This is a genomic window from Pseudomonas sp. 1D4 (assembly GCF_001728925.1).
Lineage (GTDB): Bacteria > Pseudomonadota > Gammaproteobacteria > Pseudomonadales > Pseudomonadaceae > Metapseudomonas > Metapseudomonas otitidis.
The window spans coordinates 38,528-47,851 of sequence record NZ_LXJQ01000004.1 but is presented as its reverse complement, the minus strand read 5'-3'; the positions used below and the strand labels follow the sequence as shown (position 1 = coordinate 47,851).

The window sequence follows — 9,324 nt, the reverse complement described above, 5'->3', positions numbered from 1 at the left end:
GCTCGGCAGACTTTGCGGCCAGCGCGCGCCGGGATCAAGGGGCATGATGGCCCCGAGCGATCATTCCTTGAGGTCTTCGAGGATATCGGCCATGTCGTCGGCGTGTTCCTCCTCCTGGGCGAGGATCTCCTCGAACAGGCGGCGGGTGGTCGGGTCCTTGTCGCCGAGGAACTGCACGATCTCGCGGTAGCTGTCGATGGCGATACGCTCGGCGATCAGGTCCTCGGTGACCATCTCGCGCAGATTGCGGCCGGCCACGTACTGGGCGTGGGAGCGCGCCTCCAGCCCGGCGGGGTTGAAGTCGGGCTCGCCGCCCAACTGCACGATGCGCTCGGCCAGTTGGTCGGCGTGCTGCAGCTCCTGCTGGGCATGTTCGAGGAACTCGGCGGCGGCGATGCTCGCCTTGAGGCCGGTGGCCATGTAGTAGTGGCGCTTGTAGCGCAGGTGGCAGACCAGCTCGGTGGCCAGGGCTTCGTTCAGCAGGCGCAGCACGGTGGCGCGGTCGGCGTTGTAGCCCTCGGTCACGGCGCCATCCAGCACGTTCTGGCGGGCGCGTTGGCGCAGGGTGTTCACATCGGTCAGTTGCACGTCACTCATCGGGGTTCTCCTTCACGGGGTCTCGGGCCGTGGCACGACTCTGGGGTCGCAGGCGCAGCGGCCTCCCTGGTGTGTGAGTGCGGCGAAGCAGAAAAGGTTTAGGAAATCTGTGCTTCAGAACAGCCCGTCGCGCTCCACCGTCTCGCGCTGGCCGCAGGTCATGAAGCCGCTGTGCTGCACGCGGCCATTGGCGCCGAAGCTGACGTGATAGGCCTGCTGGTGGCCCTGGCGGTTGAGGATGTAGTTGTTGCACGAGCCGGGGTGGATGCTGCGCTGGACGATGGAGGACGGGCGTCCGCCGATGGCCAGTACCTGCTCCTTGCTCATGCCTTCCTTGACCTGGCTCACCAGGGGCTCGTTGTGGAAGGTGAGGTAGTCGGTGGGGTTTTCGATCTTCGTCGCACAGCCGGACCCCGAGGCCAGAGCGGCTGCAAGCAGGAGCGCGCGCGGATGCATGCACAGTCCCCGTCATGTCGGCGGTTGATAACAGCGCTTGGACAGCAGGGGCCGCCCGCGGTTCGCCCGGATCGGGGCGGCGGGTGTGCGCCAGTCGGCAAATACGGCACAGGGTCATCCCGGGGCCAGGCCCCGGGAGGCGTGGCTCAGCGCTTGGCGGCCTCGGCCTCGTTGCGCTCGTGCTGTTCGCAGGTCATGAAGCCCTTGCCATCGACCCGGGCGTTGGCGTCGAAGCTGACGTAGTAGGGCTGCTGGTGGCCTTCCTTGTTGAGCACGTAGTTGTTGCAGGTGCCGGGATGCACCACGCGGCGCACCTCGCTGGAGGGCGGGCCGCCCAGGGTGAGCACCTGCTGGCGGTCCATGCCGTCTTCCACCTGCTTCACCAGGGGCTCGTTGCGGTAGGTGACGTAGTCGGTGGGGTTTTCCAGCTTTGTGGCGCAGCCGGTCACGGCGGCCAGGGCCAGGGCGGCGGGCAGGATGTGCTTGTACATGAAGGTGTCCTCGCATGGGGCTCAGTGGGCCTACGGGACGTTCGAGCACGGGCTCGCTTGGCGAGTTCGAGGAATATTTGCAGGGCGCCCCGTCACGAGCGGCAGGGGCGGCGCGGCTTCAGTGGGTGGCGTCTTCGGCGGCATCCAGGCGGGCCTGGTTCTGGGCATTGGCCTGGTCGATCTGCTGCTTGAGCTGGTCGGCCTGCTGTTGCAGTTGGCGGGCCTGGTCTGCCTGTGCCTTGGCCTGGGCCGCGCCGGTGGCGGCGGTTTCGCCGAGGCCGCAGCCGCTGAGCAGCAGGGCGGCCAGGATGAGGAGAAGCGGTGTGCGCATGAGGGTGTCTCCGGTGACGAGGCCCTCACGGTGCCCCCGCCGCCCGCTGCCGGCAAGCGGGGCCGGCGCGAATGGGGGCGGGGGCCGACCTGCGGTCAGCCGTAGCGTTTGCGCGCTTCGATGGCCAGGCCGCTGCCGATGCTGCCGAAGGCGTTGCCTTCGACATGGCGGGCGTTGGGCAGCAGGTCGGCGACGCAGCGGCGCAGGGCGGGGATGCCGCTGGAGCCGCCGGTGAAGAACAGCGTGTCCACCTGCTCCAGGGCGACGCCGGCCTGGGCCAGCATGGCCGTTACGCTGGCGCGGATGCGCTCCAGCAGCGGGCCGACGGCCTCCTCGAAGCCGGCGCGGTCCAGCGGCGCCACCAGGCCGGGCTCGACGCGGCCGAGGTCGATGGGGCGCTCCAGGGCTTCGGTCAGCTCGATCTTGCTGTCTTCCACCTGCATGGCCAGCCAGTGTCCGGCGCGCTGCTCGATGAGGCGGAACAGGCGGTCGATGCCGGTGGTGTCGACGATGTCGTAGCGCATGTTCTTCAGCGCCAGTTGGGACTTCTGCGCGTAGACGGCGTTGATGGTGTGCCAGGTGGCCAGGTTGAGGTGCACGCTGGTGGGCATCAGTGCGTCGCTCTTCATGCGGCTGCCGTAGCCGAACAGCGGCATCACCCCGGCCAGGGAGAGCTGCTTGTCGAAGTCGGTGCCGCCGATGTGCACGCCGCCGGTGGCGAGGATGTCGCCCTGGCGGTCGGCCACGTCGCGGCGCTCAGGCGACAGGCGCACCAGGGAGAAGTCGGAGGTACCGCCGCCGATGTCGACGATCAGCACCAGCTCTTCGCGCTGGATCTCGCGCTCGTAGTCGAAGGCGGCGGCGATGGGTTCGTACTGGAAGGAGACGTCCTTGAAACCGAGCTTGTGGGCGACGGCCACCAGGGTGTCCTGGGCCTCGCGGTCGGCCTCGGGGTCGTCGTCGACGAAGAACACCGGGCGGCCCAGTACCACCTGCTCGAAGGGGCGGTCGGCGGCGGCTTCGGCACGCTTCTTCAGCTCGCCGATGAAGATGCCCAGCAGGTCCTTGAAGGGCAGGGCGCTGCCCAGCACGGTGGTCTCGCTCTTGAGCAGCGGCGAACCCAGCAGGCTCTTGAGCGAGCGCATCAGGCGCCCCTCGTAGCCTTCCAGGTATTCGTTCAGGGCCTGGCGGCCGAAGGCGGGGCGGCGCTCTTCGGTGTTGAAGAAGATCACCGACGGCAGGGTGACCTTGGCGTCCTCCAGGACGATCAGCGGCTCGCAGTCCGGGCGCCACCAGCCGACGGTGGAGTTGGAGGTGCCGAAGTCGATGCCCAGGGCGCGGGCGGGGAGGGTGGTGCTCATGGTGCGAACGGTCCGGGGGTGGAAAAACGGCCGCGCACTATACGCGAGGCGAGGGCCGGTTGCGCGCCCGGCCCGGCGCAGTCCGTCGCACCGTCTAGACTTGCCGGCACCACCGCCCTGGGAGTTCCCCCATGAAGACGCTCCGCCTGCCCCTGCTCGTCCTCGCCCTGCTGGCCAGCCTGCCGGCCCTGGCCGCCACCCCGCAGGAAAAGATGAAGTCCTGCAACGCCGACGCCACCGCCAAGGGGCTCAAGGGCGACGAACGCAAGGCGTTCATGTCGCAGTGCCTGAAGATCACCCAGCAGGAACGCATGATCAATTGCAACAAGACCGCTTCGGACAAGGCGCTCAAGGGGGACGAGCGCAAGGCCTTCATGAGCGAATGCCTGAAGAAGCCGTAGGCCGCTCACGGCCCATCGCGACGACTTATCCCCAGCCCAGCGCCAGGGCCGCTACCACCGCGTAGCGGCCTGCCTTGGCCAGCAGCACCAGCAGCAGGAACATGCCGAGCGATTCGCGCATCAGCCCGGCCACCAGGGTGAGTGGGTCGCCGACGATCGGCATCCAGGACAGCAGCAGGGTCCAGCGACCGTAGCGCAGGTAGTGCCGGCGGGCCCGTTCGATGGCGGATTCCGATACGGGGAACCAGCGCTTCTGGCGGAAATTCGCCAGGTAGCGCCCCAGCAACCAGTTCACCAGCGAACCCAGCACGTTGCCGACGGTGGCCACCAGCAGCAGTGCCCAGGCCGGCTGCGCGCCGTTGAGCAGCAGGCCGAGCAGCACGGCCTCCGACTGCAGGGGCAGCAGGGTGGCGGCGCCGAAGGCGGCGAGGAACAGGCTGGTGTAGGCGAGCAGGTCGGGCATGGCAGGCGGGGACCTATCCGGGATGGGCGCTGGCAACGGGATGCGGGCGCAATCTAGCGACGGTCGCGGCAAAGGTGAACTGCTTTCTGCGCGCGGTGGCCCTGCGTTCGGTGGCCATTAAGGAAGCTGAAAGACGGAGGCGCGTAGAATGCGCCCACGGCCTATCCGCCGGTCGGTGTGACCTGGGGGTGCGATACTTGCATCCTTCTCGTCGATCAACCTTGCCTGCTGTCTGGACATCACAATGAGAAGAGCCTCCCACCATGAATTGCGCACGGCGTTCCGTGCGTTGCTGAACTCCTCCGCCTGCTACCACACCGCTTCGGTGTTCGACCCGATGTCCGCGCGCATCGCCGCCGACCTCGGTTTCGAGGTGGGCATCCTCGGCGGTTCCGTCGCCTCGCTGCAGGTGCTGGCCGCGCCGGACTTCGCCCTCATCACCCTCAGCGAGTTCGTCGAGCAGGCCGTGCGCATCGGCCGCGTGTCCCGCCTGCCGGTGATCGCCGACGCCGACCACGGCTACGGCAACGCCCTCAACGTGATGCGTACGGTGGTGGAACTGGAGCGCGCCGGTATCGCCGCGCTGACCATCGAGGACACGCTGCTGCCGGCCCAGTTCGGCCGCAAGTCCACCGACCTGATCAGCGTCGAGGAAGGCGTCGGCAAGATCCGCGCGGCCCTCGAAGCCCGGGTCGACCCGGACCTGGCGATCATCGCCCGCACCCACGCCGGGGTGCTCGGCACCGACGAGGTGATCGCCCGCACCCAGGCCTACCAGGCCGCCGGTGCCGACGGCATCTGCATGGTCGGGGTGGAGGACTTCGAGCACCTGGAGGCCATCGCCGCCGGGCTCCACGTGCCGCTGATGCTGGTCACCTACGGCAACCCCAAGCTGCGCGACAACCAGCGCCTGGCCGACCTGGGCGTGCGCATCGTGGTCAACGGCCACGCCGCCTACTTCGCCGCCATCAAGGCCACCTACGACTGCCTGCGCGAGCAGCGCCACATCGACACCAGCGCACCGGAGCTCAGCGCCACCGAGCTGACCCACAAGTACACGCTGCCCGAGGACTACATCGTCTGGGCGCGGGAGTACATGAACGTCAAGGAGTGACGGGGGCCTGTCCGTACGCGACGTCCACTTGTCACTTGTCGGCCCGGGGCCTTGCAAAAGGCCGCCGGCCGCCCGCATAACTCCAGGGTCATCGACAGCGAGAACGGGAGGTCGGGATGGCCAGTGGCTGGGCGGGAGACGGCGCGGTGCAGGAGCAGATCGACAGCACCATCGAAGACGCCGTGCAGCGGGCACGCAGCCAGTTGCCCAAGGGCGAGAGCCTGAAGCACTGCGAAGAATGCGATGCCGTGATTCCCCAGGCGCGCCGCGAGGCGGTGCCGGGGGTGCGCCTGTGCGTGAACTGCCAGGCCGAACACGACCGCGAGAACGCCGCCTACGCCGGCTACAACCGGCGCGGCAGCAAGGACAGTCAGTTGCGTTGAGGGCGCGTCAGAACAGCGCGCCGAGGTAGGCCGCGCCGCCGGCGCCCGCCTGCAGGCCGACGTTGGCACCGCCCATCACCAGGGCGCCACGGGCCGATTTGAGCAACTGCCGGGTCAGCATCGGCGACACCGAGAGGCTGGTCAGCGGGCTGGCGTTCATCAGCATCACCGTTGCCAGCAGCTTGGTGTCCAGACCGAACAGCATGGCCGTGCCGGAGACCCCGGCGAGCACGCCGGCGCCCACTTCCATGTACAGGCAGGGGCCGGTGATCTCGTCGCGGGTCAGGTCGCGGTCCTTGATGTCGTCGGCGACGAACACCGCACCGTCGCTGGGGAAGGCTTCCGCCGCTCCGGCACCACCGATGCTCTTGCCCTTGATCTTCACGTCCACCTTGCCGAAGCGCGGCAGTTTGGCGCCGATACCGAGGCCGGCACCGATGCCGCCGTAACGGAACGGCAGGTCCTGGCCCTGAGGCGAGCGCAGGGTGATGGAGCCGCCGCCCCCGGCGACGAAGGCGATGGTCAGGCCACCGCCGCTGGCGGTGATGTACTGCCAGCGGCTGGGGTTGGCGGGGAAGGGAATGGGCATCTGCGACATGGGTACATCCTTGTGGGTCAGGGGCGGCGGCCGAAGAGGGTCATCAGACCGGTGGCGGTGAACACCGCACCCAGCACGCCGAGCAGGGCAGAGGTGCCCCACAGCGCGCCGAAGTCATCCACCACGGCACTGCCGGTGGGGTCGTTGGCCTGGTAGTGGACCTTCACCGGCTGGCCGACCTGGTAACCGAAGATCAGCCCGCCCTGGGGATAGGAAACCCGGGTGCCGGTGCTGTCGGTGAAGGCGATCTCGGGGTGCGAGCCGCCGGCGTTCAGGGCAACCACGGCGCCGTCGGCAACCAGGGCCGATTGCAGGAAGCCCACGCGGGAAGAAGCGTTGATGGCCATGGCGGCCAGCAGGGCCAGACCGAGGAGGGCGAAGAGACCGCCCTTGAAGAGGGATACCTGGGGTTCCGACATCCTGTGGGTTCCTGAACGTCCGTTTCTGAAAGCAGAACGGACGGTTGCCCGCCCGTTCTGGTGGCTGCCCTGGGACAGCCGCCTCGCCTGTGGGTTCCCGTTCAGGCGGGAACCCCGGCCTGGATCAGGCCTTCGGGTTGGGACCGTAGGCGTTCTGGCCCGGGTCGCTGTCCTTGGCCAGCAGGTAGATCAGGTACAGACCGACCAGCGGGATCAGGGCGATGAGCATGAACCAGCCGCTCTTGCCGATGTCGTGCAGACGGCGGGCGGTGACACCCAGGGCCGGCAGCAGGACGGCCAGGCTGTACAGGTTGGCCAGCGGCAGCAGCTTCTCGCTGATCACGCCGAAGATCACGGTCAGTGCGATGGAGATCACGAGGTTCACCAGGGTGAACATCCAGTACTCCTTGCGACGCGCACGGCCGTTGAAATCAAAATATTGCTTGAGGCACTTCAAATACCATTCCATTGCGGAACTCCCTTTCTTCGCCGCCGGGCGGCTGTTCGTATCGATGGATGCCAGGCGGTCGGACATGGCTGGCAAGGGCTGCATGGGGATGCAGGGCCGCGACTATAGCGTCTCGTAACAAGACATTGCGTGTGCCGGTTCACGGGCCAGCAAATTGCCACCCAGTCAATTCTGGGCGGCGTGGGCATGGTGTTATCGCGTCAGATCCCCGTCCCAGACGGCCTCAGTGCCAGTTCAACTGCAGCGCTTCCTGCCAGGCGAAGCGTTCGAAGTGGCTGGCCATCACTTCCTTGAGTCGTTCCAGGCTGACGGCGTCTTCGGCTTCCACCCGAAGCGTCAGGCCGCCGGCTTCGGCCTGCAGCAGGCCGAGGCCGATGTCGAACTGGATGCGCCCTTGCTGCTCGTCGTAGCTGACGGGGATGCGGTGGGCGAAGTGCTTGCACAGCCGGCTGATGTAGCGGGCCGGGGTTTCGGTGATGACGTGGGTGGAGGCGACGAGGGTCATTGAGGGACTCCTGAACGGTGTAAACGGGAGCAGGCCGCCGGAAAAACCGGCGACCTGCTTGGATAACGCAGGGCGGGTACCCGGCTTCAGTAGCCGACGGTGAAGCGCTTGCGCAGGTGCTGGGGGGTCTCCAGCTCGTCGACGATGGCCACCGCCAGGTCGGCCACGGTGATGCGTGCCGGGTGGTCGCCGTCCATCAGCAGCTCGTTGCCGCCAACGCGGAAGCGGCCCGTGCGTGCGCCCGGCTCCAGCAGCGCCGGCGGGGAGAGGAAGGACCAGTCCAGGTCGGTCTCGGCCTGGATCAGGTTCAGTGCCTGGCGCGCGCCTTCGGCGCCTTCCTTGTACTCGGCGGGGAACTGCGGGGTGTCGATCAGTTGCAGGCCCGGCGCGACGTACAGGCTGCCCGCCCCGCCCACCACCAGCAGGCGACGGACACCGGCCTGGCGCACGGCGTCGAAGATGGCGCGGGTGCCCTGGACGAACTGCTCGCGGATGTCGGGGTTGCCCCAGCCGGGGTTGAAGGCGTGCACCACGGCGTCGTGCCCGGCGAGGACGGCAGCGGTGGCGGCCACGTCGTGGATATCGCCCTTCACGGCGGTCAGACGGTCATGGGGCGGCAGTTTTTCCGGGTGGCGGACCACAGCAGTGATCTGGTGGCCGCTTTGCAGGGCTTCCTGGACGACGGCGCTGCCGACGAAGCCGGTGGCACCGAGGATGGCGATCTTCATGGCTGTCTCCTGTTGAGAGTCGTTTGCGACGGTCGCCATCTTGCGGCTGGATAATCAGCGGAAAAAGTGGCAAAAACCGCTTTCACAATTAAGCAGGGCTTACGAATGGAGCAGCTCAAGCGCATGGCGGTGTTCGCCACGGTGGTGGAGAAGGGCTCGATGGTCGCCGCCGGCGAAGCCCTGGGCATGAGCGCATCGGCAGTCAGCCAGCAGATCCGCAAGCTGGAGGACGCCACCCAGGTCAGCCTGCTCCACCGCACCACCCGCAAGCTCACCCTCACCGAGGCCGGTGCGCTGTTCTACCGCAATTGCGCCCAGGTGCTGGAGCTGGCGCAGCAGGCCGAACAGCGCCTGGCGGAACTGCGTGATGCGCCGGTGGGCGAGCTGCGCATCGCCGCCCCGGTGGGCTTCTCCGATCGCATGGTCACCGAGGCGCTGGCGCCCCTGCTGGCCGCCCACCCCGGGCTGACGCTGCGGCTGTTCTTCGACGACGAGCAGATCGACCTGGTGGAGCGGCGTATCGACCTGGCCATCCGCGTCGGCCGTCAGGACGACTCCAGCCTGGTGGCGCGGCACCTGGGGGACTGGCCGTCGTTGCTCTGCGCCGCGCCCGGCTACCTGGCGCGGCTGCCGGCCCTCGTCCGCCCCGAGCAACTGCTGGAGCTGGACTGGGTGACCCTGCACGCCGAGCGCGCCCTGGGGCCGATCACCCTGGTCGGGCCGGGCGGCGAGGTGCAGCGCCTGCGCATCGAGAGCCGCGTCAGTTGCAACAACATCCTCTCCGTGCGCAGCTTCACCCTGGCCGGTGCCGGCCTGTCCCTGCAGCCGGAACCGGAGATCCGCGAAGAGCTGGCCAGCGGCCGGTTGCTGCGGGTGCTGCCCGACTGGCGCCCGCCGGAGATCGGCCTGTACATCGTCACCCCACGGCGCGACGCGCAGCCGGCCAAGGTGCGCTATGCCATCGAGGCCTTGCGTCACAGCCTGTCGCGGCGCTGATGGTCCTGCCGG

Annotated in this window: 15 protein-coding genes; 4 read left to right on the top strand and 11 right to left on the bottom strand. The window is 68.1% G+C overall.

The annotated features are described in order from the left end of the window. Positions 1 to 60: 60 nt before the first annotated feature. The 5 genes from A7D27_RS03215 to A7D27_RS03195 all read right to left on the bottom strand — a co-directional run bounded on the left by A7D27_RS03215 (position 61) and on the right by A7D27_RS03195 (position 3,236). Positions 61 to 597: a bacterioferritin gene (locus A7D27_RS03215; RefSeq protein WP_069564066.1), complete on the bottom strand. Its 537-nt coding sequence runs from the start codon at positions 595 to 597 to the stop codon at positions 61 to 63. Between the two features lie 114 nt (positions 598 to 711). Further along, positions 712 to 1,053 (bottom strand): osmotically-inducible lipoprotein OsmE, encoded by a 342-nt coding sequence (osmE, locus tag A7D27_RS03210; protein ID WP_069560563.1) that lies wholly within the window; start codon positions 1,051 to 1,053, stop codon positions 712 to 714. Between the two features lie 146 nt (positions 1,054 to 1,199). Further along, the gene (osmE, locus tag A7D27_RS03205; protein WP_069564065.1) at positions 1,200 to 1,544 is read right to left on the bottom strand and encodes an osmotically-inducible lipoprotein OsmE; all 345 of its coding nucleotides are present in this window, start codon (positions 1,542 to 1,544) and stop codon (positions 1,200 to 1,202) included. Positions 1,545 to 1,662: 118 nt separating this feature from the next. Continuing rightward, positions 1,663 to 1,875, bottom strand: a complete 213-nt coding sequence (locus tag A7D27_RS03200) for a hypothetical protein (protein ID WP_069564064.1) — start codon at positions 1,873 to 1,875, stop codon at positions 1,663 to 1,665. Between the two features lie 95 nt (positions 1,876 to 1,970). Next, on the bottom strand, positions 1,971 to 3,236 hold the full coding sequence (locus tag A7D27_RS03195; RefSeq protein ID WP_069560560.1) for an Hsp70 family protein: 1,266 nt from the start codon (positions 3,234 to 3,236) through the stop codon (positions 1,971 to 1,973). Between the two features lie 131 nt (positions 3,237 to 3,367). Between A7D27_RS03195 and A7D27_RS03190 the strand changes: the two genes are divergently transcribed. Then, positions 3,368 to 3,637 carry a PsiF family protein gene (locus A7D27_RS03190; RefSeq protein WP_069564063.1) on the top strand — a complete coding sequence of 90 codons (270 nt, stop codon included), beginning with the start codon at positions 3,368 to 3,370 and terminating at the stop codon, positions 3,635 to 3,637. 25 nt (positions 3,638 to 3,662) lie between these two features. Here the strand turns inward: A7D27_RS03190 and A7D27_RS03185 are convergent, their stop codons facing one another. Next, on the bottom strand, positions 3,663 to 4,100 hold the full coding sequence (locus tag A7D27_RS03185) for a YqaA family protein (protein ID WP_069564062.1): 438 nt from the start codon (positions 4,098 to 4,100) through the stop codon (positions 3,663 to 3,665). A 244-nt stretch (positions 4,101 to 4,344) separates the two neighbouring features. Between A7D27_RS03185 and A7D27_RS03180 the strand changes: the two genes are divergently transcribed. Both A7D27_RS03180 and A7D27_RS03175 read left to right on the top strand, forming a co-directional pair. Then, entirely contained in the window at positions 4,345 to 5,214 is an 870-nt protein-coding gene (locus A7D27_RS03180) for an oxaloacetate decarboxylase (protein WP_069560558.1), read from the top strand. A gap of 116 nt (positions 5,215 to 5,330) precedes the next feature. Further along, positions 5,331 to 5,597 carry a DksA/TraR family C4-type zinc finger protein gene (locus tag A7D27_RS03175; protein ID WP_069564061.1) on the top strand — a complete coding sequence of 89 codons (267 nt, stop codon included), beginning with the start codon at positions 5,331 to 5,333 and terminating at the stop codon, positions 5,595 to 5,597. Positions 5,598 to 5,604: 7 nt separating this feature from the next. Here the strand turns inward: A7D27_RS03175 and A7D27_RS03170 are convergent, their stop codons facing one another. The 5 genes from A7D27_RS03170 to A7D27_RS03150 form a co-directional block, all read right to left on the bottom strand. Then, positions 5,605 to 6,195 (bottom strand): hypothetical protein, encoded by a 591-nt coding sequence (locus A7D27_RS03170; protein WP_069560556.1) that lies wholly within the window; start codon positions 6,193 to 6,195, stop codon positions 5,605 to 5,607. A 17-nt stretch (positions 6,196 to 6,212) separates the two neighbouring features. Continuing rightward, a complete protein-coding gene (locus A7D27_RS03165; RefSeq protein WP_069560555.1) occupies positions 6,213 to 6,614 on the bottom strand; it encodes a DUF3592 domain-containing protein in 402 nt (133 codons plus the stop codon). Between the two features lie 124 nt (positions 6,615 to 6,738). Continuing rightward, positions 6,739 to 7,083 (bottom strand): DUF805 domain-containing protein, encoded by a 345-nt coding sequence (locus A7D27_RS03160; RefSeq protein WP_044401354.1) that lies wholly within the window; start codon positions 7,081 to 7,083, stop codon positions 6,739 to 6,741. 223 nt (positions 7,084 to 7,306) lie between these two features. Beyond that, positions 7,307 to 7,588, bottom strand: coding sequence for a DUF2218 domain-containing protein (locus A7D27_RS03155; protein WP_069560554.1), 282 nt, complete (start codon positions 7,586 to 7,588; stop codon positions 7,307 to 7,309). Positions 7,589 to 7,674: 86 nt separating this feature from the next. Further along, positions 7,675 to 8,316: an NAD(P)-dependent oxidoreductase gene (locus tag A7D27_RS03150; RefSeq protein WP_069564060.1), complete on the bottom strand. Its 642-nt coding sequence runs from the start codon at positions 8,314 to 8,316 to the stop codon at positions 7,675 to 7,677. 105 nt (positions 8,317 to 8,421) lie between these two features. On the opposite strand from A7D27_RS03150, the gene A7D27_RS03145 reads away from it, so the two are divergent. Continuing rightward, the gene (locus A7D27_RS03145) at positions 8,422 to 9,312 is read left to right on the top strand and encodes a LysR family transcriptional regulator (RefSeq protein WP_069564059.1); all 891 of its coding nucleotides are present in this window, start codon (positions 8,422 to 8,424) and stop codon (positions 9,310 to 9,312) included. Positions 9,313 to 9,324: the final 12 nt, after the last annotated feature.

Excerpts from the sequence above, each read along its gene's own strand:
- A7D27_RS03215 (WP_069564066.1), bottom strand. The coding sequence starts at position 597 with ATGAGTGACGTGCAACTGACCGATGTGAACACCCTGCGCCAACGCGCC.
- osmE (WP_069560563.1), bottom strand. The coding sequence starts at position 1,053 with ATGCATCCGCGCGCGCTCCTGCTTGCAGCCGCTCTGGCCTCGGGGTCC.
- osmE (WP_069564065.1), bottom strand. The coding sequence starts at position 1,544 with ATGTACAAGCACATCCTGCCCGCCGCCCTGGCCCTGGCCGCCGTGACC.
- A7D27_RS03200 (WP_069564064.1), bottom strand. The coding sequence starts at position 1,875 with ATGCGCACACCGCTTCTCCTCATCCTGGCCGCCCTGCTGCTCAGCGGC.
- A7D27_RS03195 (WP_069560560.1), bottom strand. The coding sequence starts at position 3,236 with ATGAGCACCACCCTCCCCGCCCGCGCCCTGGGCATCGACTTCGGCACC.
- A7D27_RS03190 (WP_069564063.1), top strand. The coding sequence starts at position 3,368 with ATGAAGACGCTCCGCCTGCCCCTGCTCGTCCTCGCCCTGCTGGCCAGC.
- A7D27_RS03185 (WP_069564062.1), bottom strand. The coding sequence starts at position 4,100 with ATGCCCGACCTGCTCGCCTACACCAGCCTGTTCCTCGCCGCCTTCGGC.
- A7D27_RS03180 (WP_069560558.1), top strand. The coding sequence starts at position 4,345 with ATGAGAAGAGCCTCCCACCATGAATTGCGCACGGCGTTCCGTGCGTTG.
- A7D27_RS03175 (WP_069564061.1), top strand. The coding sequence starts at position 5,331 with ATGGCCAGTGGCTGGGCGGGAGACGGCGCGGTGCAGGAGCAGATCGAC.
- A7D27_RS03170 (WP_069560556.1), bottom strand. The coding sequence starts at position 6,195 with ATGTCGCAGATGCCCATTCCCTTCCCCGCCAACCCCAGCCGCTGGCAG.
- A7D27_RS03165 (WP_069560555.1), bottom strand. The coding sequence starts at position 6,614 with ATGTCGGAACCCCAGGTATCCCTCTTCAAGGGCGGTCTCTTCGCCCTC.
- A7D27_RS03160 (WP_044401354.1), bottom strand. The coding sequence starts at position 7,083 with ATGGAATGGTATTTGAAGTGCCTCAAGCAATATTTTGATTTCAACGGC.
- A7D27_RS03155 (WP_069560554.1), bottom strand. The coding sequence starts at position 7,588 with ATGACCCTCGTCGCCTCCACCCACGTCATCACCGAAACCCCGGCCCGC.
- A7D27_RS03150 (WP_069564060.1), bottom strand. The coding sequence starts at position 8,316 with ATGAAGATCGCCATCCTCGGTGCCACCGGCTTCGTCGGCAGCGCCGTC.
- A7D27_RS03145 (WP_069564059.1), top strand. The coding sequence starts at position 8,422 with ATGGAGCAGCTCAAGCGCATGGCGGTGTTCGCCACGGTGGTGGAGAAG.